The sequence below is a fragment of the Streptomyces sp. NRRL S-350 genome (assembly GCF_000719705.1).
In the GTDB taxonomy this organism is placed as follows: Bacteria; Actinomycetota; Actinomycetes; order Streptomycetales; family Streptomycetaceae; genus Kitasatospora.
In genome coordinates this window covers 13,943-35,759 of sequence record NZ_JOHO01000024.1, presented here as the reverse complement: position 1 = coordinate 35,759, position 21,817 = coordinate 13,943, and the positions used below count along the sequence as shown (strand labels likewise).

Below are 21,817 nucleotides of genomic sequence, written 5' to 3'. Positions count from 1 at the left end.
AGGCCGTGAGTAGGGGGAGCGAACATGCCTAACACCGCGCCGCCCAAGGCGGTCGTGCTCGGGATAGACGGCGGCAGCCTCGACCTGATCGAGCCGCTGGTCGCCGAGGGCGCGCTGCCGGTGCTCGGGAAACTGCTCGCCGACAGCGCGTGCGGCCCGACCACCACCACCTGGCCCGCGCACACCGCGCCCGGCTGGAGCACCTTCGTCACCGCGCGCCGCCCCGGCGGCCACGGCATCTACCAGTTCTTCGACACCCAGGACCCGAACTACGGGGACCGCCTGGTCGGCACCGGCGACTACGGCTGCGACACCGCGTGGGAGTGGTTCGCCCGGCAGGGGTGGACCATCGGGCTCGCCAACGTGCCGATGTCCCACCCGCCGCGCGAACTCCCCGGCTACCAGCTCACCTGGCCGCTGACCCAGACCCTCCGCTACAGCGAACCGCCGGCCCTGCTCGGCGAACTGGCGCGGGCCGGGGCGGGCTTCAAGGCCGACATCGCCGCGATGTTCCGGGGCGACCTCTCCTACGCGGACTTCGCCGTCGAGCACGTGCGGGCGCGCGGCCGGACCATCCGGTACCTGCTGCGGGAACGCCCCGTCGACGTCCTCATGGCGGTCATCACCGAGATCGACCGCATCTGCCACCACTACTGGCACTTCGCCGACGCCTGCCACGACCGCCACGCGACGCCCGACCGCCAGGAGTGGGCCGACGCGATCCGCGCCACCTACGTGGCCATCGACGAGGTGTTCGGCGAGATCCTCGACACGGTGGGCGACGAGACGCCGGTGCTCCTGGTGTCGGACCACGGCTTCGGACCGGGCCGCTACAACCTCGCCGTCAACGCCGTCCTCGCCGAGGCCGGGCTGCTGGCGACCAGGCCCGCCACCACACCCCCCGCCCAGGGCGACCGCCTCGCCGACTGGTTCCGCGCCGACGGCCGCGAGGTGGACTTCACCCGCACCCGCGCCTACATGCCCACACCCGGCTGCTACGCCGTCAACGTCAACCGCGCCGGCCGCCAGCGCGACGGCGTCGTGACCGACCCGGGCCCGGTGCTGGCGGAGGTCACCGAACTGCTGCTGGGGCTGCGCGCACCCGACACCGGAAAGCCGGTGTTCTCCGCCGCGCTGCCGCGCGAGGACGCCTACCCGGGCCCGATGACGCACGCGGCCCCCGACCTGCTGCTCATCCCCGCCGACGAGGGCGTGCTGGCGAGCCCGGCGATCACCGGCCCGGTGTGGCGCCCCAGCGAGCAGACCGGCATGCACCGCTACCAGGGCATGTGGGCGCTGCGCGGCAGGAGCCTGGCACCCGGCCGCCGCACCACCGCCGCCGCACTCGCCGACCTGATGCCCACCCTGTTCGAGGAGTTGGGCCTGAAGTTCCCCGCGGCCGTCCACGGCCGCCCCCTCCAGTGGAACGGCGCGGACGGCGGACGCGCCTTCCTCGCCGCCCCGGAGACCGCCGCCGCGGCGGCGCCCGGAGCCGCCGCCGAGACGGCGCGGCTGAGCGAGGAGGACCTGACCGCCAAGGCGCTCGGCGCCATGGGCTACCTGTGACGGACCGTCAAGGGCGGTGTCCGGCCCGGAAGGACGGACGACCACTGCCCCGGAGCCGCAACCGGCAAGACATCCGGCCCGCCCGGGCCGCCTCACAACGTACGGAGACCTGATGAACGACACCAAGGATCGTCTGCGCCGCCTGATGGTCGAATCGCTGCGGCTGGACATCGCCCCCGAGGCGATCCCCGACACGAACCTGCGTGACGCGGTCGGCATCGACTCGGTGATGGGGCTGGAGTTCCTCATCTGGGTGGAGAACGAGTTCGGCATCCAGATCCAGGACGAGGACCTCAGCGTCGAGCTGGTCGACTCGCTCGACGCACTCGCCGCCTACGTGGACGAGCGCGCGGCCGAGGCCGCCGCCGCCCGCGGCTGACGGGGGGCGACGATCGTGAGCTTTCCGGTGGTCATCACTGGGATGGGCGCGGTCACCGTGTTCGGTGACGGCTGCACCGCGCTGTTCGACGCGCTGCGCAAGGGCGAGTCGGGCCTGCACGACCTGCGGGGGATCGCGGTCGCGCGCGGCAAGAACCGCTCGGCCCAGATCGAGGACCCGAACCGGACGGGCCCGTGGCGGCTGTCCGACATGGCCGTGGACGCGGCCCGCGAGGCCATCGACCAGGCGGGCGGCCCCGTACCGGGCGTCACCGGCCTCTTCGTCGGCACGACCGGGGGAGAGAACCGCGCGCTGGAGGACCGCTGGGACGACTTCCTCGCGGTCCGCCGGGAGCTGGCGGCCGGCGCCGAACCGCAGGTGGACGACGAACTCGCCGAGGCCATGGTGCGGTTCCCCATCGGCGTGCTCGCCGACGTGCTGGCCCACCGGCTCGGCATCACGGGCCCCCGGTACGCGGTGACCAACGCGTGCGCCTCCGGCACCACCGCGACCGCGATGGCACTGCTGGCCCTGCGCCAGGGCACCGTGGACCGGGCCGTGGTCGTCGGCGCCGACCACCTCAAGGCCAGCTCCTACTGGGGCGCCGAGCGCGCGGGCTTCGTGGGCCACGACCTGCGCCCCTTCCACGTCGACCGGGACGGCAGCGTCCTCGGCGACGGCGCCGGGGCGCTGGTGCTGGAGCGCGCGGGCGACGTCGAGGCGCGCGGCGGCACGCCGCTGGCCGGGCTCGCCGGCTGGGCCATCACCTGCGACGACAACCCGCACGCGATCATCCCGCCGGAGGACGGCGCGTCCAACGCCGAGGCGGTCCGGCTGGCACTGGCCGACGCCGGCCTGTCGCCGGAGGACATCGACTACTTCAACGCGCACGGCACCGGGACGCCGCTCATCGACCGGCTGGAGACCGCCTCGGCGCGGCTGGTGTTCGGGGACCGGGCCGGCCAGGTCGCCATCAGCAGCACCAAGTCGATCGTCGGGCACCTGGCCGCGGCCTCCCCGATCATCGAAGCCATCGCGACGGTGTACTGCCTCACCGAGCAGTGGGTGCACCCGACCGCGAGCCTCGACCGGATCGACCCCGCACTCACCCTCGACTACGTCCCGCTGCAGGGCCGCCCGCACCGGATCCGCGCGGCGGTGTCCAACTCGCTGGGCGGCGGCGGCACCAACGCCGTCCTGGCGTTCCGCCCCCAGCACTCCACCCCGCCCGCCGAGGGGGAGGCGTTCGACCCCGTCCCCGACGTGGTCGTCACCGGGACGGGCGCGGTGAGCAGGCTCGGCGACGGGCCGGACGCGCTGGAGGGCGCCTACGGCCCCAACGCCGCACCGGAACGGACCGACGAGTTCTCCGTCCTGGACCACATCGCCGCCTCCGCGGGCTACCAGCACCTCAGCCGCTCGGCCCAGCTCGGGTTCGGCGCGGCGGCGCAGGCGCTCGCCGACGCGGGCCTGCCGGTGCCGCTGCCCACCGACGGGCCGCTCGCCGGACGCCGGGTGGCCGTCGTCATGGGCACGGCCGTCGGCGGTCTGAGCGCGATGGCCGAGACCATCTGCCCCCACCTGTTCGCCGACCCGACGCGGATCACCCCGTCGATGTCGCTCGACCACGGACCGCAGCTCGCCGCGACCCTGGTGTGCCGGGCCGCCGGTGTCACCGGCCCGATGATCACGCTGATCAGCGGGCCGGCCGCCGGACTGCAGGCCGTGGAGGTCGGCCGGGCACTGCTCGCGGCCGGCGCCTGCGACATCGTGATCGCCGGAGCCGGCGACGCGGGCGACGCCCCGACCCGTGACGCGGCGCGGCTGCTCGCCCTCCGCGACGGGCGGGCCGCCGACGAGCCTACGGACAGCGCGGCCTGCGTGGTGCTGGAGCGCGCCGCCGGCGCCCGCGAGCGCGGTGCGACGGTGCGGGCGGTCGTCACCGGCTGCACGAGCTGGGCGGAGCCCCTGGCGCCGGGCGCGTCCGCCGCGGCGGCGGACGCCCTGGCCCGCTGCCTGACCGACGTCGGAGCGGCGGGCGCCGGCCAGCCCCACCTGTCGTACCACGTGGGCAACGGCGACCTGTCCGACACGGGTGAGGTCAAACTGGTCGCCTCCGGCTTCCGGGCCGAGGAACTCGGCGGCGCGCAGGCCGCCGGCCCGCTGCTGGCCGCCGTCGCGGCGGTCTCCCGGGTCACCGTCGAGCCCGGCGCCGCCGCGATCGTCTCCGCCGTCGCACCGGGCGGCGCGGCCGCCGCGCTGCGGCTGGCCCACCCGGACGGGGGGGACGCATGAGGACACGGGCGATCGTCCTGATCACCGAGGGGGCGTCCCCGGAGCTGATCGAGCGGTGGGGCCCCGAGCACCTGCCGAACCTGCACCGGCTGCGCCGGCTCGGCGCGAGCGGCCCGCTGCGCTCGGACTTCGTGCCCTACGAGGCACCCGGCCTGTTCAGCGCCTTCACCGGGTTCGCGCCCGACGAGCACGGATGCTTCTCCTACTGGGACGTGCACTCGCCCGACTACCGGCCGCGCGTGCTCGACGGCTCCGCGGGCCGCCGCCCGTTCCTCTGGCAGCGGCCGGAACTGGCAGGCCGCCGGGTGGCGTTGGTGAACCTGTTCGGCACCCATCCGGTGGAGCCGGTCGACGGGTACTGCCTCAGCTACCCGATGCGCGCCACCGTGCACGCCTGCCATCCCCGGAACCTGCCGGTGCTGCTGGCCCGCGAGGGCGTGCGGCCGGTGCACGACGTCACCGTCTGGTTCACCGGCGGCCCGAAGGACCCGTTCGTCAGCGCCGTCCTGAACGCCGACCGGCAGCGCGCCGACGCGGCCCTGGCCATGCTGGACGGCCGGATCGGCGAACGCCCGGACCTGACCGTCCTCAACCTCACCGCGATCGACCGGCTGTCCCACGTGTACTGGCAGGAGACCGAGGCGCACAGCCCGGTCCCCGAGGCCGAACAGGCGGTGCTGCGCGCCTACCGGTTGGCCGACCAGGTGCTGGGCGAACTGCTCGAACGGCTCGACGACACCACCAGCCTGCTGGCGTTCTCCGAGATCGGGTTCGGCCCGCTGCGCTCCTACCGGTCCGTCAACGACGCGCTGGCGGACGCCGGGCTGCTCACCCTCGGCCCGGACGGCACGCCCGACTGGTCGCGGACGACCGCGTTCGAGGCGGTGCAGGGCGCGCAGGGCGTCAACCTCAACCTGGCGGGCCGCTACCGGGAGGGCACCGTCCGCCCCGCCGACCGCGCCCGCGTGCTGGCCGAGGTCGCCGCCGTCCTGGAGGAGCACGTCAACCCGGCGACCGGTACCCGGTTCCTCGCCCGCGCGATCGCCCGCGAGGAACTGCACGGCGGCCCGGCCACCGACGCCGCGCCCGACCTCGTGCTGGAGCCGGCCGACTGGCGGTACCTGCCGCTGGGCGACCCGTTCTGGTCCGGCCGGACCAACCGCATGCTGCAGAGCGGCTGGCACCGGCGCGACTCCTACTGGGCCGGGGCCGGCGCGGCGTTCACCGCCGGGCACGGCGGCCCGGCGCGGCCGCAGGACGTCGCGCCGACGCTGCTCGCCATGCTCGGCCTGGACCCGGCCCCGGAGATGTCCGGTACGGCCCTGACCGCGACCGCGCTCCCGGCCGCCCCCGCGGACGCCCGATGACCGACACCCTCGTCCCCCTGGCCGTGACGCTCGACGCCGACGGCGGCGCGTGCGTCGCGGGCCTGGACGCCGACGGTCGCTGGATCCGCCCCGAGCCCGTCACCGCGGGGGAGGTGGGACCGGACGGCCCCTACGCGTTCTTCCGGCCCGTGCGGATCGGCCTCGGCCCGAGCACCGAGGCGGACGCGCGACCGGAGGACCGTACCGTCCTCGAAGCGCCCCGGCCCGCCGGCCAGGCCCTCGACGCCGCCGCCCGCGAGCGGCTGCTGAACGAGACCGCCGACGCGACCGTCGCGGAGGCGTTCGCGGGTGAGCGCAGTGCCGGGCTGGTGCTCGCCACCGTGCGCCGGATCTACGGGCGGCGGTCCACCGGGGGCCGTTCGTTCCTGCGGGTGGAGTTCACCGACGCCTCCGGCGCCGAGTACGACTGGATCGTGCGCGACTGGCGGCTGGTCCGCCGGTTCCCCGCGCCGGTCGAGGGACCGCTGCCCGGGTCGGCGGGGCCCTGTTTCCTGTCCATCGGCCTGACCAAACCGAACGGCCGGTTCCCCGGACGCTTCCGGGGTTGCCATCCCCTCGTGGTGGGGGTTCATTCCGAAAGGGGTGACGTGAGTGTCTTCGGCGCTGCGCGACCTTGAGAACGACACGGTGCAGGTGCTGCGCGAGGTGCGCAGCCGGTTCGAGAACCCAGCGCTGCTGTGGTCGATGGGCAAGGACTCGACCACGCTCATGTGGCTCGTCCGCAAGGCGTTCTTCGGGGAGGTGCCCTTCCCCGTCATCCACATCGACACCTCCTACAAGTTCCGGCAGATGTACGAGTTCCGCGACCACTGGTCCAAGGAATGGGGCCTGGACCTGCGCGTGCACCGCAACGAGAAGGCGCTCGCGGCCGGCATGGGCCCGACCGCCGCGACCAAGCTCGAATGCTGCACCGCCCTGAAGACCAACGCCCTCCAGGACGCCATCGAGGCCGGCGGGTTCGACGCCGTGCTCCTCGGGATCCGCGGCGACGAGCACGGGGTGCGCGCCAAGGAGCGGGTCTTCAGCCCGCGGGACAAGTCCTTCGGCTGGGACTTCCGCAACCAGCCGGCCGAGTTCTGGGACCTGCGGCAGGCCGCGGTGGACGAGGGCGGCCACATGCGCGTCCACCCGATGCTGCCCTGGCGGGAGATCGACATCTGGGAGTACGTGCAGCAGGAGGGCATCCCCGTCCCCGACCTGTACTTCGCCGACGACGGCCTGCGGTACCGGTCGATCGGCTGCGAGTGCTGCTGCTCGCCGGTGCGCAGCGACGCCGGGACGGTGACCGACGTGGTCATCGAGGTCCGCCGCTCCCGCGAGGGCGAGCGGGCCGGCCGGTCGCAGGACAAGGAAGACGCGGCGGCGATGGAGAAGCTCCGCGCTCTCGGATACATGTGAGGCGGCACCAGTGACGACACGAGTACTTCCCGAGGGGGCGCCGGCCCCCGGCACCCCCGCCCGCCCCGACGACACCCTGCGGGTGGCGTTCGTCGGCGAGGTGGACCACGGCAAGTCCACCCTGCTCGGCAGGCTCCTGCTCGACACCGAGAGCGTCACGGCCGACAGGCTGGAGGTGCCCGTCGAGAAGGGCGGGCTGGCGTTCCTGCTCGACGGACTGACCGAGGAGCGCGCCGACCTGTTCACCCTCGACACCGCCAGCGCCGTCGTGGAGACCGGCCGCCGCCGGTACGTGCTGATCGACGTGCCCGGCCACGCCGAGCTGCTCGTCAACATGGCGACCGGGGCTTCCCGGGCGGAGGCCGCCGTGATCGTGGTGGACTGCCGCGAGCGCGCCGCCGAACAGACCCGGCGGCACATGCGGGTCCTGGCGCTGCTGGGGGTCACCGCCGTCGTCTGCGCCGTCACCAAGATGGACCTGGTCGACTGGGCGGAAGCGGAGTTCCGGGCCGCCGTCGGGCAGGTCGCCGCGCTCGCCGACGAGATCGGCCTCACCCTGGTGACCGCCGTCCCGGTGAGCGCGATGGCCGGCGACAACGTCACCACCCCCACCGCGCACCTGTCCTGGTACACCGGGCGTCCCCTGCTCGACACGCTCGCCGAGCTGACCCCCTGGGGCGACGGCGGCGCACCGCTGCGGGTCGAGGCCCAGGACGCGGTCGGCGGCCGGGTGCTGGCCCGGGTGCTCAGCGGCGAACTGCGGGCCGGCGACGTGCTCGTCGCACCCGGCGAGGAAGCCCGGACGGTGCTGCGCATCGAGCGCTTCGGGGAACCGCCCCAGGAGTCGGCCGCCGCGGGGGACAACATCGGGCTGGTCCTGTCCGGTCCGCCGTGCGCCCCGGGCACGGTGCTCGCGCCCGCCGACCGGCGGCCGCTGCGCGGGGACCGGTGGCGGGTGCGGGTGCTGTGCACCACCGAGGAGGGCTTCGCCGAGGGCACCCGGTGCATGCTCCGGCGGGCCGGCGCCGACCTGACCGCCACCATCGCCCGGGTGGAACGCCACTGGGACAGTGCCCGGCCCGCCCCGGAGGCCTCCGACCGGGGCCCGGTGCGCTTCAACGAGGTCGCCGAACTCACCGTCGTGCTCGACCGCGCCGCGGACGGCGACGACGTGCGGGTCTGCGCGCCGCTGGGCCGCTTCATGCTCACCGACGGCGCCACCCGCATCCTCGGCCTGGGCATCGTGGACGCGATCGAAGAGGGGGACCACCGGTGAGCGCGATGGTGATCGGACTCGACGGAGTCCCGTACTGGCTGCTGCGCGACCTGGCCGACCGGGGCGTCATGCCGAAGACCGCGGGCCTGCTCCCGCAGGGCAGCCTGCGCGCGATGAGCGCACCCGTCCCGGACATCAGCTCCACGTCCTGGGCGAGCTTCCTGACGGGGACGGACCCGGGCACGCACGGCATCTACGGGTTCGTGGACCTGCAGCCCGGCACCTACCGCACCTACTTCCCCAACTACGGCGACCTGAAGGCCCCGCCGCTGTGGGAGGCGGTCGACCGCAGCGGCGGGCGCAGCGTGATCATGAACGTGCCGAGCACCTACCCCGCGCCGCCGCTGCGCGGCACGCTCGTGTCGGGCTTCGTGGCACCGGACTTCGACCGCGCCGTGTACCCGCCCGAGCTGCGGGAGCCGCTGCGCGCCCTGGACTACCAGCTCGACGTCGAGGTCGGCGACGTGGCCGGCGACCCGGACGGGTTCCTCGACCGGGTCGACGCCGCCCTCGCCGCCCGTCGCGCCGCCTTCGCCCAAGTCCTGTCCGACGACTGGGACCTGGCGGTGTGCGTGATCACCGAGACCGACCGCGTGCACCACTTCCTGTGGAGTTCGCTGATCGACCCCACGGCCCGACTGCACCCACGTATCCTCGACTTCTACCGAAGGGTGGACGAGGCCGTGGCGGAGTTGGCGGACCGCGCCGGGGACGGTGCGCTGTTCATCGCCAGCGACCACGGATTCGGTCCCGCTGACACCCAGTTCTACCTCAACGCCTGGCTGCGGCAGGCCGGTTACCTCGCACTGGCGCCGGGCGCGGAGTCCCTGGAGGAGATCGACGAGCGCACCCTGGCGTTCGCACTGGACCCGGGCCGCATCTACTTCAACACCGCCGACCGCTTCCCGCGCGGCGGCCGGCCCGCCGACCCCGAGGAGATCGGCGCCCGGCTGCTCGCCCTGCGGCTCACCGAGGACGGCCGGATCGTCGAGGGCGGCGCCGGGAGGCCCGTCGTCGCCGAGGTGCTGTCCGGGCCGAGGACCTACCGCGGGCCGTACGCGGGCGACGCCCCCGACCTCGTCGTCATGCCCGCGGCCGGCGTGCAGATCCGGGGCGCGTGGGCCACCGACCGGGTCGTCGGGACCGCCCCGCTGACCGGCACCCACACCCGCTCCGACGCCACCTTCTGGTGCCGCGGCGACCAGGGCACCGAGCCCCTGCACATGCGCGACGTGGCACCGAGCGTCCTGGCCTCCCTGGGCATCGACCCGCCGCCCGGCACCGAGGGCACCGACATGCGGTCGATGCGGCCGCGCAGCGAGGAGGACGTCCGATGCTGACCCCCGGGCTGAAGCTCGAACTGGAACCCCGGGAGAAGCCCGGGCACTTCGAGATCGCGCTCGATCCGAGGATCACCGACCCGGCCGCGTTCCGGGTGAGCTTCGTGATCCTGCTGGACGGCGACCTGGTGATGTCCCCCGAGCACCTGGGCGTCGCCTACATGGCCGCCACGCTGCGTGCGGCGGGGTTCTCCTGCGAGATCCGGGAGGCCGAGCACGGCCGCCACCAGGAGGTCGTGGACGCGATCGTCGACTACGACCCCGGGCTCGTCTGCTTCACCCTGATGAGCCTGAACGTGCCGAGCTGCGTGGAGTTCTGCGAGGCCCTGCGCGAGCGGATGCCCGACGTGGTCATCGCCTGCGGCGGCCCCGCCGGGACGTTCACCGGCACCGAGGTGCTGCGCGCCAACCCGTACGCCGACATCGTCGCCGTCGGCGAGGGCGAGCCCATCATCCTCGACCTCGTGCAGCGGCTCGCGCTCGGCGAGGACGTCACCGGATGCCCCGGCATCGCCTACCGGGACGCGGACGGCAAGCGCCGGCAGAACCCGGCCCGGCCGCTCATCCACAACCTGGAGGCGCTGCCGTACCCGGCCCGCGACCAGCTCGTCGCCCACGGCAACAAGCTCGAGTACGTCCGGGTCAGCACCAGCCGCGGCTGCGTCGCCCGCTGCACCTTCTGTTCGGCCCCCAACCTCGGCAACCGGGTCCAGGCGGGCAAGGCGTGGCGCGGGGTCGGCCCCGGCTACGTGCTCGACGAGGTGGAGCAGCTCGTGCGCAACCACCGGTTCCGCACGTTCGACTTCATCGACTCCACCTTCGAGGACCCGGACGGCGGCCGGGTCGGGAAGAAGCGGGTCCGGGCCATCGCCGAGGGCATCCTCGACCGTGGTCTCGACATCTACTACAACGTCTGCATGCGGGCGGAGAACTGGTCCGACACCCCCGAGGACCACGACCTCCTCGACCTGCTCGTCCGCAGCGGCCTGGAGAAGGTCAACGTCGGCATCGAGTCCGGCGTCGCCTCGGAACTGCTGCTGTGGGAGAAGCGCGCCACCGTCGAGGACAACATCTGCATCATCCGGATGCTGCGCGAGCACGGCATCTACCTGGCCATGGGGTTCATCCCGCTCCACCCCTACGCCACGGTCGAGACGCTCACCCAGAACGCCGACTTCCTGCGCGAGCACGCCGGGCACAACCTGCGCCGTCTCACCGAGCGGCTGGAGGTGTACCCGGGCACCTCCATCGCCCGCAAGCTGGAGGACGACGGCCTGCTCGGCGACCGCTACCACGACACGCTCGACCCCTACGACTACCGCTACCAGGACGAGCGGGTCGAGCGGCTCGCCGTCCACTTCGCCTCGCTGTACAACAACGAGGACTACCACGAGCGCGGCGTCATCACCGACCAGTCGGTGGTCTTCGAGTTCGAGACGTTCAACGTCGTCGTGCAGACCTTCGTGTCCCGGCTCTACCGGCGCTTCCACGCCCTCCCGGGGGCGGTGGAGCTGCTGGAGCAGTTCAAGGCCTTCCTGCACGAGATCCGCCAGGACATGGGCCGGCAGAACCACGAGTTCTTCATGGAGAACCTCGACGACGTCCTCAACGACCGCCTCGACACGGCCAAGCGCCGCCGGCAGCTGGAGCAGATCGAGGACCGCTTCGGTTCCTGCATCGACCGCATCCGCGAGGAGCAGCTGCGCGTCGGGATGCGGCTGCACCGGATCGGCGCGGACGTCAGCGCCATCAGCTCGACCCTCCCGGCGGTCACCCCCGGTGGCGCGCCGCGCTCCTACAACGGGGGTGCCCCCACGTGGTGACCCCCGGGAGCACGGACGTCGCGGTCTGCACGCTGCGCACGCACGCGCTGCCCGCACGTCTGGCCGCCCACCCCCGGGTGGCGGTCGCGGCCCCGCTGGCGACCGCCAACCTCGGGATCGAGGAGATCGTCCGGGGCGCCCTCGCGCGCCCGGAGGTCCGGCACCTGGTGGTGTGCGGGCACGACTCCCGGCCCTTCCACCCCGGCCAGAGCCTGCTCGCGCTGGCCGCGCACGGCACCGCCCCGGACGGCACGATCATCGGCGCGGACGGCTACCGGGCGCGCCTGGCCAACCTGCGGCCGTCCGTCGTCGCCGCCTTCCGCCGCCGGGTCGCCGTCCACGACCTGCGCGGGCAGGACGACCCGGCCGCCCTGCTGGCCGCCATCGACGCGCTGCCGCGCCACCCCGACGCCGCGGACGGCGGGCTCGGCACGGGCGGGGCGGACGGCACCGAGGGCCGCCTGCGGGAGGAACTGGCGGCCAGTGAACCGCCGTTGGTGCAGCTGGCAGCCGTCGGGCGGATCCGGCGGGTCGCCGCGGCCGGAGCCGGCTGCTTCGTGGTCTCCCTCGACCGCCCCGCCGGGCGGATCGTGCTGAGGCACTACCGCGACGACCTGACGAGCGGTCACGAGCTGCGCCACCACAGCGCCACCGCGCTCACCCTCGCCGCCGTCGACCACGGTCTCACCACCGACCCGGCGCACGCGGGTTACCTGGGCGGCGAACTGGCCAAGGCCGAGACCGCGCTGCGGCTGGGCCTCGCATACGTCCAGGACCGGCCCCTCGCCGCGCGGGCCGCCGACGCGCTTCCTGCCGATGTCCCCCCGATGGATGAGCGGTGTGACCGCTGAATCTCGCAATGGAGTAGCCCTGTGACCGCTGAAACCGTAGCCGCCCCGGCGGCGGCCCCGACCCTGCGCCGACGACTGCTGGTGTTCGGCGGCATCCTCCTCGGGATGCTGCTGTCGACTCTGGACCAGTCCATCATCGGGGCGGCCCTGCCGAGCGTCGTGCACGACCTCGGCGGACTCGAACACTTCGCCTGGGTGTTCACCGGGTACGGGCTCACGCTCAGCATCACCACCATCGTCGGCGGCAAGCTCGGCGACCTGTTCGGCCACCGCGTGGTGTACCTCAGTGGTGTCGTGGTGTTCGTCACCGGGTCGATGCTCTGCGGACTCTCCGGGAACATGACCCAGATGATCGCCTTCCGGGTCGTCCAGGGGATCGGCGGCGGCGCGCTGGTGGTCGCCTCCTTCTCGCTCATCGGCCAGCTGTTCGAGCCCGCCGAGCGCGCCAAGTACGCCGGCTACTCCACCAGCGTGTTCGCGGTCGCCAGCGTCGCGGGGCCGCTGCTCGGCGGCGTCGTCACCGACGCGGTCGGCTGGCGCTGGGCGTTCTACGTCAACCTGCCGCTCGGCCTGCTCACCCTCGTCGCGGTGGCGTTCCTGCTGCCGGGCTCGGCCACCCGCGGGCGGCCGAAGATCGACTACCCGGGTGCGGCGCTGCTGGCCGCCCTGTCGGTGTGCGTGGCCCTGCTGGCCGGGCGTGCCGGCAGCCTCGACGCGGTGCTGTCCGCCCGCGGCATCGGGCTGATCGTCGCGATCGTCGTGATCGTTCCGGTCTGGATCGCGGTGGAGCGGCGCGCCGCCGAACCGATGATCCCGCTGTCGCTGTTCGGCAAGTCCACCGTCGTGCTGTCGAACGCGATCACCATGCTGGCCGGGTTCGCGATCCTCGCCACCGTCAACTTCCTGCCGCTCTTCCTCCAGGCCGCCTCCGGCGCGTCGGCCCTCACCTCCGGCCTGGTGCTGATCCCGATGATGTTCGGCCTGGTCGCCACCTCCACGCTGGTCGGCCGGCGGATCGCCAGGACCAAGAAGTACCGCTGGTTCCCGGTGGCCAGCATGGCCGTGGCGGCGCTCGCGTCGTACCTGCTGTCCACCATGGACGCCGACACGCCCTGGCTCCTGGTGGTGGCCTACTCGGTGCTGCTCGGCATCGGCTCCGGCCTGTCGATGCAGGTGTTCGTGGTGGCCGTGCAGGGGTGCGTGCCGCCCGCCCAGATCGGCACCGCGACCGCGACGGTCACCTACGCGCGGCTGGTCGGAGCCTCCTTCGGGGTCTCGGCGTTCGGCGCGGTGTTCTCCTCCCGGCTGGCCACCGAACTGCCCAAGCACCTGCCCGGCGGCAGCGCGCAGACCATGACGAACCTGACCGCCGCCGCGCTCGACAAGCTGCCCGACGACGTGCGGCACGGGTTCACCGGGGCGTACGCGGACTCCCTCGGCAGCGTCTTCTTCATCGCCGTGCCCGTCCTGCTGGTCGCCCTCGTCCTGTCGCTCGGGCTGCGCGACCGCGCGCTGGGCGAGTGAGGGCGGACCCGTGGAAAGCGACCTCAGGAAGATCCCGGGCGTCGGCAAGGCCGTCGAGGGCGACCTGCACCGCATGGGCATCCACAGCGTCGAGGAACTCGTCGGACAGGACCCCGAGGAGCTGTACGACCGCCTGATGCTCGAACAGGGCTCCTACGTGGACCGTTGCATGCTCTACGTCTTCCGGTGCGCCGTCTACTACGCCGAGGGCGGCCGGGAACCGGAGAGGTTGCTCTGGTGGAACTGGAAGGACTCGAAGAAACCATGACCGTGACATCGGCCGCGCCAACCGTCCCGGTGGGCGCGCTGTTCAGCCAGACGCACCGGGAGTTCGAGTCCTGGTACTCGCGGCTGTGGGGGCCGCTGGGGGCGCTCGCCGCGAGCGTCTCCCAGCCCCGCGAGGGCGAGCGCGTCCTGGACGCCTGCTGCGGATCGGGCGCGTCGGCCGTGCCCGCCGCCCGCGCCGTCGGCCCCACCGGCCGGGTCGACGCCGTCGACATGGCCGACGCCCTGCTGGAGCAGGGCCGGGCGGAGGCGGACCGCCAGGGGCTCGCGCACCTGCGGTTCCACCGCGGCGACGCCACCACCTGGCACGCGGACACCCCGTACGACCTCGTCCAGTGCTGCTACGGCGTGTTCTTCTTCCCCGACATGGACGCCGGGACCAGGCACCTGGTGGACCTGCTGCGCCCCGGCGGGCGAATAGCCGTCAGCACGTGGGTCGGCGGCGGCATGGACAGCATGGTCCGCCGCGCCCGCGAGGCCGCCTCCGCGGTGCGCCCGCTGCCCCCGCTGCCGGCCACCCCGGACCCGCGCACCCGGGTGAACTCGGCCGACGGCCTCGCCGCCTGGCTGCGCTCCTTCGGCCTGGTGGACGTCGAGGTGCACCGGGTCGACTACCGCGTCCCCATGCTCGGCGACGACGCCTGGATGTTCGTGCTCGGCGCGGCACCCCGCCGCTTCGTGCTCGGCATGGACGAGCAGCAGCTCGGCCGCGTCCGGGACCGCCTCCACGCCGACCTGGCGGCCGCCGGGCACTCCCACCTGGACGCCAGCAGCCTCATCGCCGTCGGCGTCCGGCCGGAGTAGCCGGCATGGACGCGGTCGGCGCGGAATACACCATCGGGCTCATCGGGGCGGGCATCCAGGGGTCGCTGAGTCCGGTGCTGCACACGCGGGAAGCGGCCCGGCACGGCCTGCGCTGCCACTACCGGCTCCTCGACCTGGACGAGTCGGGCCCCGCCACCGGGCCGGAGCTGGTGGCCCGGGCCCGGGCGGCCGGGCTGCGGGGGGTGGGCGTCACACACCCGTGCAAGCGCGACGTGCTGCCGGTGCTGGACCGGCTGTCACCCGAGGCCGAGGCGATCGGCGCGGTCAACACGATCGTGTTCGACGAGCACGGCGCGACCGGTCACAACACCGACGGCACCGGCTTCATGGCGAGCCTGCGGCACGGCCTGCCGGACGCGGACCTCGACCGGGTCACCGTGCTCGGCGCCGGCGGCGCGGGCGCGGCCGTGGCCCACGCCCTGCTCGCCTCCGGAGCGCGACGGCTGACCGTCCTCGACACCGACCCGGCGGCCGCCGGGCTCCTGGCCACCCGGCTGCGGGCGTTGTTCGGCGACGCCGCCGTCGCCACCGCGCCGCTGACGGCGCTCGCGACGGCCGTGGCGGGGGCGACCGGCCTGGTGAACGCCACCCCGGTCGGGATGCCCGGCTCGCCGGGCTGCCCGGTGCCGACCGACCGCCTGCGGCCGGGCACGTGGGTCGCCGACCTGGTGTACCGCCCCGCCGAGACCGAGCTGCTCGCCCGCGCCCGGGCCGCGGGTTGCCGCACGCTGCCCGGCGGCGGCATGCTGGTCCACCAGGCCGTCGAGGGGTTCCGCCTGTTCACCGGGATCCGCCCCGACGCGCGGCGCATGACGGCCGATTTCGCCGCGTCCGTGTGAAGTCCGTCCGACGTCGGACCGACGTCGGTCCGACAGGTCCGCTCCGAAAGGCCCCCAGGGGCAGGGAAAGGTCGCACCGTGAATCCCGACGACGTCACCGAGCACTGCCTCGGCCTGCCCGGCACGGCCGAGGACTTCCCCTTCGGTGACCAACCGGCCGTCTACCGCGTCGGCGGCAAGATCTTCGCACTGCTCAGCGAGGGCTCGGTGCCGCCGCGCGTCAGCGTGAAGCTCCCGCCGGACGAGGTCGTCGCGATGCGGGCCCAGCACCCGCGGACCGTGCTGCCCGGCTACCACCTCAACAAGCGGCACTGGGTCACCGTGCTGCTCGACGGCGGGCTGGGCGCGGAGGAGGTCCGCGAACTGCTCGAACAGTCCTACGACCTGGTGGTGGCGTCGCTGCCCCGCCGGCTGCGCCCCCAGACCTCCCCCTCGCCCCTCACCCCCTGACCGGCGGCCTCACTCGCCCCACTTCAGGTAGATCACCGGCTGCTCGCGGAACGGCAGCTGGCGCAGCGTCATGGTGTCCAGCCCGAGCGTCTCGCGGATCGCGGCGGTCACCCCGGGCCACCGGGGGTGCCCGAGTTCGTCGAAGGCGATGATGCTGCCCTTGGTGAGGTGGGGGCGGATGGCCTCCAGGACCTCACGGGTCGGCTCGTGGAGGTCGAGGTCGAAGAAGGCCATCCCGATGACGGTCTCCGGGTTCTCCTCCAGGTAGCGCGGAAGCGTCTCCCGGACGTCCCCCTGGACGACGAAGCTCCGCTGGACGTGCGGGATCGGGTCGCCGGCCTCGTGCGCGGCCAGCACCTCGCGCAGGTGGTCGACCTCCTCCTCGGGGACGGCGAACCGGCCGACGGCCGCGCTCGGGCTCACCCGGTCGATGTCGGCGATCTCCGGGAAGCCGGTGAAGGTGTCGAAACCGATGATCCGGCGGAAGGAGTTGTACGGCTCGTGGATGCCGCGCAGCGCGGCGAGGGTCGCGAGGTGGCGGCCGTGGAGGACACCGAACTCCATGATCACGCCGGGGACGTCGGTGAGCATCCGGTACAGCGCGTCCATCGTCAGCAGATCGGCCAGCTGGTGGCGCCGCAGGTACACCGGGAGGTTGTCGATCAGGTACACCGGAGGCATGGGCGTCTCCGTCAGCAGCTTCGTGAGCCGCTCCCGCACCTCCTTCTCCTGCGCCGACTCGTGCGGCAGGAGTCGCGGATCCTTGTGCTCGGCCTGGGTCATGGGGTTGTCCTTTCTGGGCGCCCGGTCACTCCTCGGGCGTGACGCGACATGGGGTGGGTCAGGAAATCCAGGCGTCGGGCCCGGCCCCGCCCCGGCCCGTGGGCGGGAACAGGGCGTCGAGCCGGGCGGACTCCGTTTCGGAGAGGGGCTTTTCCAGCGCGTCGAGGGCGCTGTCGACGTGTTCCGGCGTGCGGGGCCCGATGACCAGCGCGGTCACCCCCGGGCGGGCCAGCACCCACGCGAGCCCGACCTGGGCGGGGTCGCGGCCGATCTCGTCGCAGAACCGCTCGTACGCCACGATGGTGTCGCGCCGGGCGTCCAGTTCCGCGAGCGCGCGGCCCTGCGCGGACTTGACGGCGCTGCCCTCGGCCAGTTTGCGGACCGCGCCGCCGAGCAGGCCGCCGTGCAGCGGCGACCAGACGAGCACACCGAGGCCGTAGGCGCGGGCGGCCGGCAGGACCTCCAGTTCGGCGAAGCGGGTCGCCAGGTTGTAGACGCACTGCTCGGACGCGAGCCCCAGGAAGTGGCGGGCGCGGGCCGCCTCCTGCGCCGCGGCGATGTTCCACCCCGCGAAGTTGGAGGAGCCGACGTAGCGGACCTTGCCCTGGCTGACCAGCTGGTCCATGGCCTGCCACACCTCGTCCCAGCCGACGGTGCGGTCCACCCGGTGCATCTGGTAGAGGTCGATCCAGTCGGTGCGCATCCTGCGCAGTGACGCCTCGCAGGCGGCGATGACGTGCCGGGCGGACAGGCCCTGGTCGTTGGGGCCGGGGCCCATCTCGTTGCCGACCTTGGTGGCCAGTACGACCCGGTCGCGGCGCGTCGGGTCGGCGGCCAGCCATCGTCCGATGGACTCCTCGGTGTACCCCTTGTGGACGCGCCAGCCGTACATGTTCGCGGTGTCGAGGAGGTTGATGCCGCGGTCCAGCGCATGGTCCATGAGCCGGTGCGACTCCGGTTCGTCGACCCGGCCGCCGAAGTTCACGGTGCCCAGGGCGAGACGGCTGATCCTCAGGCCGGTGCGGCCCAGTTGGGTGTGGAACCGGTCGTCCATGAAGACCGCCCTTCTGGTGGTGGAGTGCTGGTGGCGCCCCGGACCTTCGGTCCGGCCGTCGCCGTCAGTCCGTGGCGTATTCGCCGATGTACTTGTCGAGCACCCGCCGGTAGTAGTCCGCGCTGCCGATCCGGGCGATCTCCGGTACGAGGCGGTGCAGTTCGGCGGTCGACACCGGCTGGCTCACCGTGGCGCTGACGTACTCGCGGACCGCGCGGACCCCGAGCCCCGCTTCGATGTGGTCCACCAGCCGTTCGATCGGCACCGCCGTGCCCGAGGCGACGTTGACCACGGTGCGGTTGACCCCGGAGGCCAGCAGCCGGTCCAGGACCGTGACCAGGTCGGCCACGTCGAGGAGGTCGCGCCGGGCGCCGCGGTGGAGCCGGACCGTCCCGGAGCGGATCTGTCGCACCAGGGACGGCACCAGCAGGTGTGCGGGCTGCCCCGGGCCGACGAGGTGGGCCAGCCGCAGCACGAGGTGGTCGATGCCGGACGCGGCCAGGACGGTCTCCAGCGCCAGGTTGTGCCTGCCGTACGCGGTGGAGGGGAAGACGGGCCCGTCCTCCCGGCCCGGCTCGCCGGGCACCGCGTACATGGCCGGCGACGCCGTGGAGAAGAACACCAGCTTCTCGCCGCGCCGCTCGCAGCGCCGCACCAGCTCGTAGAGGCGCTCGGCCTCCCTGGTGAAGTCGGCCTCGGGGACTCCGCTGGCGAACGACACCCCGAAGGCGGCGGCCACGACTCCGGGGTGGGCCCCGGCGAGCGGCGCGAGGCTGGTGGCGATGAAGCCGCTCCCGACGATCTCCACGGAGTTCCTCTCTCACGACTCTCACGGCCGACTCCCACGGCGCCGGCCCCGGCCGCAAGCGGAAGGCGGTGACTCAAAGATACAGCCGCGTTGACTTTAGTCAACACGCTCCTGATACTGACACGCGTGCGAGAGCAACCTGATGCGACAGAGAATCCCCGGACGGCCCAGGAGCCACCGCCGTCGGGTGCCACGGTCCCGCCCTGCGGCACCACCCGGGCGCCGGCCGGCACCCGCGTCCTCTTCGTGCTCTGGGACGGCGGCGGCAACGTCTCGACCTCGCTGCTGTTCGTCCGTGACCTGATCGCCCGGGGGGCCACGGTCACGGTGCTGGGCAATCCGTCCGTCAAGGACCGCACCGAAGCCGCCGGCGCCGCGTTCCGCGAGTTCCGCCGTTCCCCCGTCCACGACCCCCGCACGCCCGAGGGCGACCTGCTGAAGATCGGGGAGGCCACCTCCCCGGCGGAGGCCGCCCGGCTGATCAGGGACCGGGTGATGTACGGGCCGGCGGCCGAGATGTGCCAGGACGTCATCGAGGCCGCCGGCGACACCGGCGCTCGGATCGTGGTGGCCGACTACGTCCTGCCCGGCGCCCTGGTGGCCGCCGAGCGGCTCGGACTGCCGCAGGTCGTCTTCATGAACGCGATCTACCCGATGGCCGCCGGGGCGTCCCCGCACGAGCTGGTACGGAACGGGCCCTTCGTCCCGCTCTTCGAACGCATGGTCAAGGACGCCCTCCCGGCCCTGAACGAGGTGCGGGCGCGCTGGGGACTGGCACCGCTGAGCGCCGCGACGGACCAGTACGACCGGGCCGACCGGTGCATGGTGGCGACGTTCCCGACGGCGGATCCGGCAGCCGACCGGGTGCCCGAGCGCGTCCGGTACGTCGGCGCGGGGTTCGCACCGCCGGGCGGGCGGCCGGACGACCGCGGCGGGCCCCGCCGCGTCCTGGTCAGCCTGTCCACCACGCTCCACTCCGCCCAGCCCCGGCTGGTGCGTTCGCTCCTGGAGGCGGCCGAGGGCGTCGACGCCGAGTTCCACTTCCTCGGCGGCGTCGTCCCGGACGGGCGACTGCCGGGCAACGTCCGCGCTTCGGGCTACCGGCCGATCGAGGAACTGCTCCCCGACAGCTCCGTCCTGGTGACGCTCGGCGGTCACGGCACGTTCGTCCGGGGCCTGGCCTTCGGCGTCCCCATGCTGGTGGCCCCGTTCGAGCAGGACGCGTTCAACAACGCCCGCCGGGCCGTGCAGTTGGGAGTGGGGCGGCAGATCCGACTCGACGCGACCGCTCCCGCCCTGAGGAAGGAACTGGAGCTGCTGCTCACGGACGGCACGTACCGGTCGGCCGCGAACGACGTCGCCCGGCGGCTCCACCGCGAGCACCGGCCGGAAGCCGCCGCCCGGCTCATCGCGGAACTCCTCGACTGAGCCGAGCCGGCCGAGCGCCGGTGGCGGTGCCCCCGGCTGCGGGGGCACCGCCACCGGTTCGGGGGCTCAGTTCAGGAAGCAGCTCGGCTCGACCGTGGCGTCGGGCACCCGAGCGGTCGTGCCGTCCGGTGCCGGGCCGTGGTCGTCGTCCCGCGCGGGCAGGCCGGCCGCCCTGCGGCTGTCGATGTCGCCGGGACCGTAGAGGAACAGCACGGGCGCGCCGTCGGGGTCGGCGTTCTGCACCCTGGCCCGGATGCGCTCCAGCTCGCCCGCGACGATCTCCTCGCGTCGGCGCGGTGAGTCGGCCCGCCGGATCCGCGCCCTGAGGTCGGCCAGGAACTCCTGCCGAGCCACGGCGTCCGGCGTTGAGCTGACGACCGAGGAGGTGCGCCCGTCCGTCACCGCGGCCCAGTGCACCACGGGCCGGCGCGACCAGGAGTCCGGCCGCAGGTGCGGCAGCAGGGCCGTGACCAGCTCGCCGGCCGCCCAGCTCATCCGCTGGATCTTGTGGTTCCCCGGGTCGCGGGTGTTGAGGACGCTGAGCGTGAGGACGCCGCTGCCGTCCGCGCGGTCGGGTGCGTGGGCGAGCATCGCCAGCAGTCGTCCGATCGCCGTCACCTCGCAGATGTAGGCGCCGCTCTCGTTGGTCAGCGTGACGGCCTCGGAACCGGTCTGGATGCGGCCCCGACCGTCGAGCGGTGAGAGGCCGCCGACGCGCCGGCCGACCGAGAGGGTGTTCGGCGTCGCGCAGAGCACCTGGCCCATCCCGGGGATGCGCTGCGACTCGTCGACGCGCCGGAGCGGGACGCAGCCCGTCTCCAGGAACAGGTCGATCAGCCGTCCCGTGAACAGGGACGGTGTGATCGGGCGGACCTCGCTGCGGAGACGGTCCACGAACCGGTCCCCGAGCTTGCGGTAGTTCAGCGAGAAGTCGAACGCGAGGCGCTTGTCGACCGCGTGGTAGAGGGCCAGCGCGGCGGGGGGCAGGAAGTCCTCGGGGGCCGCGGCGATCCGGGCGTGCACGCGCCGGGCCGCTGCCCGTCCGATGCCGTGGACCATCTTGCCGTCGAAGACCGACAGCGAGAAGGCGACCGACCCGGGGCCGGTCACCGGCAGGGCGTTCAGCCGCTCGGCCACGGCCTGCGCGAAGCGGAGGTCGGACTCCCCCTCCGCGCTGAGCCCTTCGGGCGGCGCCAGCAGTGTCCGCTCGCTGAAGGGGTCGTACGTCCCCGACCCGAACCAGGCGTCGGTCCCGTCGGAGCAGAGCGGGACACCTACGGTGACGACGCAGGACCAGCCGGCGGCGACCGCGTCCGCGAGCGCCTCTGCGGTCGCCTCGGGATCCCGCTCCGCGCCGCTCGGGGGGAGCGGGACGGGCGGAGCGGCCTCCGCTCCCGATTGCTGTTCCGACATTGCCTGCATCCTCCCTGCACCGTGGGCGGACATCGAGAGGCCGCCTTGTGGATCGCCGACGGCAGTCGACAGACGGGCGTGGCGACTCTAGG

The 21,817-nt window shown here is 73.6% G+C and carries 20 protein-coding genes; 16 read left to right on the top strand and 4 right to left on the bottom strand.

Annotated elements, in window-relative coordinates; translation table 11 throughout:
* The first annotated feature begins 24 nt into the window (after positions 1-24).
* From IF30_RS0122125 to IF30_RS0122055, 15 genes are all read left to right on the top strand, one after another.
* Complete coding sequence (locus IF30_RS0122125; protein ID WP_030241114.1) at positions 25-1,566, top strand: alkaline phosphatase family protein; 1,542 nt, start codon at positions 25-27, stop codon at positions 1,564-1,566.
* A gap of 112 nt (positions 1,567-1,678) precedes the next feature.
* The gene (locus IF30_RS0122120; protein WP_030241113.1) at positions 1,679-1,945 is read left to right on the top strand and encodes an acyl carrier protein; all 267 of its coding nucleotides are present in this window, start codon (positions 1,679-1,681) and stop codon (positions 1,943-1,945) included.
* A gap of 27 nt (positions 1,946-1,972) precedes the next feature.
* Entirely contained in the window at positions 1,973-4,240 is a 2,268-nt protein-coding gene (locus tag IF30_RS43810; RefSeq protein ID WP_158835358.1) for a beta-ketoacyl-[acyl-carrier-protein] synthase family protein, read from the top strand.
* On the top strand, positions 4,237-5,607 hold the full coding sequence (locus IF30_RS0122110) for an alkaline phosphatase family protein (RefSeq protein WP_030241109.1): 1,371 nt from the start codon (positions 4,237-4,239) through the stop codon (positions 5,605-5,607). Before IF30_RS43810 ends, IF30_RS0122110 begins: the two co-directional genes overlap by 4 nt.
* The gene (locus IF30_RS0122105; RefSeq protein WP_030241107.1) at positions 5,604-6,245 is read left to right on the top strand and encodes a hypothetical protein; all 642 of its coding nucleotides are present in this window, start codon (positions 5,604-5,606) and stop codon (positions 6,243-6,245) included. The genes IF30_RS0122110 and IF30_RS0122105 overlap by 4 nt, the downstream gene beginning before the upstream one ends.
* Positions 6,220-7,026, top strand: a complete 807-nt coding sequence (gene cysD, locus IF30_RS0122100) for a sulfate adenylyltransferase subunit CysD (protein ID WP_030241105.1) — start codon at positions 6,220-6,222, stop codon at positions 7,024-7,026. Before IF30_RS0122105 ends, cysD begins: the two co-directional genes overlap by 26 nt.
* A gap of 10 nt (positions 7,027-7,036) precedes the next feature.
* A complete protein-coding gene (locus IF30_RS43805) occupies positions 7,037-8,302 on the top strand; it encodes a GTP-binding protein (protein ID WP_078891582.1) in 1,266 nt (421 codons plus the stop codon).
* 5 nt (positions 8,303-8,307) lie between these two features.
* Positions 8,308-9,642: an alkaline phosphatase family protein gene (locus IF30_RS0122090; RefSeq protein WP_234322798.1), complete on the top strand. Its 1,335-nt coding sequence runs from the start codon at positions 8,308-8,310 to the stop codon at positions 9,640-9,642.
* Positions 9,636-11,465 carry a B12-binding domain-containing radical SAM protein gene (locus tag IF30_RS43800; RefSeq protein WP_051710796.1) on the top strand — a complete coding sequence of 610 codons (1,830 nt, stop codon included), beginning with the start codon at positions 9,636-9,638 and terminating at the stop codon, positions 11,463-11,465. The genes IF30_RS0122090 and IF30_RS43800 overlap by 7 nt, the downstream gene beginning before the upstream one ends.
* On the top strand, positions 11,459-12,316 hold the full coding sequence (locus IF30_RS48035; RefSeq protein WP_030241100.1) for a DUF4346 domain-containing protein: 858 nt from the start codon (positions 11,459-11,461) through the stop codon (positions 12,314-12,316). Before IF30_RS43800 ends, IF30_RS48035 begins: the two co-directional genes overlap by 7 nt.
* 21 nt (positions 12,317-12,337) lie before the next feature.
* The gene (locus IF30_RS0122075) at positions 12,338-13,840 is read left to right on the top strand and encodes an MDR family MFS transporter (RefSeq protein ID WP_051710794.1); all 1,503 of its coding nucleotides are present in this window, start codon (positions 12,338-12,340) and stop codon (positions 13,838-13,840) included.
* A gap of 10 nt (positions 13,841-13,850) precedes the next feature.
* Positions 13,851-14,108, top strand: coding sequence for a helix-hairpin-helix domain-containing protein (locus tag IF30_RS0122070; RefSeq protein WP_030241097.1), 258 nt, complete (start codon positions 13,851-13,853; stop codon positions 14,106-14,108).
* Positions 14,105-14,929: a class I SAM-dependent methyltransferase gene (locus IF30_RS0122065; protein ID WP_051710792.1), complete on the top strand. Its 825-nt coding sequence runs from the start codon at positions 14,105-14,107 to the stop codon at positions 14,927-14,929. The genes IF30_RS0122070 and IF30_RS0122065 overlap by 4 nt, the downstream gene beginning before the upstream one ends.
* 5 nt (positions 14,930-14,934) lie before the next feature.
* Complete coding sequence (locus IF30_RS0122060; protein ID WP_030241093.1) at positions 14,935-15,789, top strand: shikimate dehydrogenase; 855 nt, start codon at positions 14,935-14,937, stop codon at positions 15,787-15,789.
* A 78-nt stretch (positions 15,790-15,867) separates the two neighbouring features.
* On the top strand, positions 15,868-16,239 hold the full coding sequence (locus IF30_RS0122055) for an MmcQ/YjbR family DNA-binding protein (protein WP_030241090.1): 372 nt from the start codon (positions 15,868-15,870) through the stop codon (positions 16,237-16,239).
* 9 nt (positions 16,240-16,248) lie between these two features.
* Here the strand turns inward: IF30_RS0122055 and IF30_RS0122050 are convergent, their stop codons facing one another.
* The 3 genes from IF30_RS0122050 to IF30_RS0122040 all read right to left on the bottom strand — a co-directional run bounded on the left by IF30_RS0122050 (position 16,249) and on the right by IF30_RS0122040 (position 18,884).
* Positions 16,249-17,022 (bottom strand): class I SAM-dependent methyltransferase, encoded by a 774-nt coding sequence (locus tag IF30_RS0122050; RefSeq protein WP_030241087.1) that lies wholly within the window; start codon positions 17,020-17,022, stop codon positions 16,249-16,251.
* 58 nt (positions 17,023-17,080) lie between these two features.
* Complete coding sequence (locus IF30_RS0122045) at positions 17,081-18,076, bottom strand: aldo/keto reductase (protein ID WP_030241085.1); 996 nt, start codon at positions 18,074-18,076, stop codon at positions 17,081-17,083.
* Positions 18,077-18,140: 64 nt separating this feature from the next.
* Complete coding sequence (locus tag IF30_RS0122040; protein WP_030241082.1) at positions 18,141-18,884, bottom strand: NAD-dependent epimerase/dehydratase family protein; 744 nt, start codon at positions 18,882-18,884, stop codon at positions 18,141-18,143.
* Between the two features lie 126 nt (positions 18,885-19,010).
* Here IF30_RS0122040 and IF30_RS0122035 point away from each other — a divergent pair, with 126 nt between their 5' ends.
* The gene (locus tag IF30_RS0122035; protein WP_158835355.1) at positions 19,011-20,312 is read left to right on the top strand and encodes a glycosyltransferase; all 1,302 of its coding nucleotides are present in this window, start codon (positions 19,011-19,013) and stop codon (positions 20,310-20,312) included.
* A gap of 66 nt (positions 20,313-20,378) precedes the next feature.
* Here IF30_RS0122035 and IF30_RS0122030 read toward each other — a convergent pair whose 3' ends face one another.
* Positions 20,379-21,725 (bottom strand): hypothetical protein, encoded by a 1,347-nt coding sequence (locus tag IF30_RS0122030; RefSeq protein ID WP_030241077.1) that lies wholly within the window; start codon positions 21,723-21,725, stop codon positions 20,379-20,381.
* Positions 21,726-21,817 lie beyond the last annotated feature (92 nt).

Coding starts and splice junctions, on each gene's coding strand:
- IF30_RS0122125 (WP_030241114.1), top strand. CDS start 25: ATGCCTAACACCGCGCCGCCCAAGGCGGTCGTGCTCGGGATAGACGGC.
- IF30_RS0122120 (WP_030241113.1), top strand. CDS start 1,679: ATGAACGACACCAAGGATCGTCTGCGCCGCCTGATGGTCGAATCGCTG.
- IF30_RS0122110 (WP_030241109.1), top strand. CDS start 4,237: ATGAGGACACGGGCGATCGTCCTGATCACCGAGGGGGCGTCCCCGGAG.
- IF30_RS0122105 (WP_030241107.1), top strand. CDS start 5,604: ATGACCGACACCCTCGTCCCCCTGGCCGTGACGCTCGACGCCGACGGC.
- IF30_RS0122090 (WP_234322798.1), top strand. CDS start 8,308: ATGGTGATCGGACTCGACGGAGTCCCGTACTGGCTGCTGCGCGACCTG.
- IF30_RS43800 (WP_051710796.1), top strand. CDS start 9,636: ATGCTGACCCCCGGGCTGAAGCTCGAACTGGAACCCCGGGAGAAGCCC.
- IF30_RS0122065 (WP_051710792.1), top strand. CDS start 14,105: ATGACCGTGACATCGGCCGCGCCAACCGTCCCGGTGGGCGCGCTGTTC.
- IF30_RS0122060 (WP_030241093.1), top strand. CDS start 14,935: ATGGACGCGGTCGGCGCGGAATACACCATCGGGCTCATCGGGGCGGGC.
- IF30_RS0122050 (WP_030241087.1), bottom strand. CDS start 17,022: ATGACCCAGGCCGAGCACAAGGATCCGCGACTCCTGCCGCACGAGTCG.
- IF30_RS0122045 (WP_030241085.1), bottom strand. CDS start 18,076: ATGGACGACCGGTTCCACACCCAACTGGGCCGCACCGGCCTGAGGATC.
- IF30_RS0122030 (WP_030241077.1), bottom strand. CDS start 21,725: ATGTCGGAACAGCAATCGGGAGCGGAGGCCGCTCCGCCCGTCCCGCTC.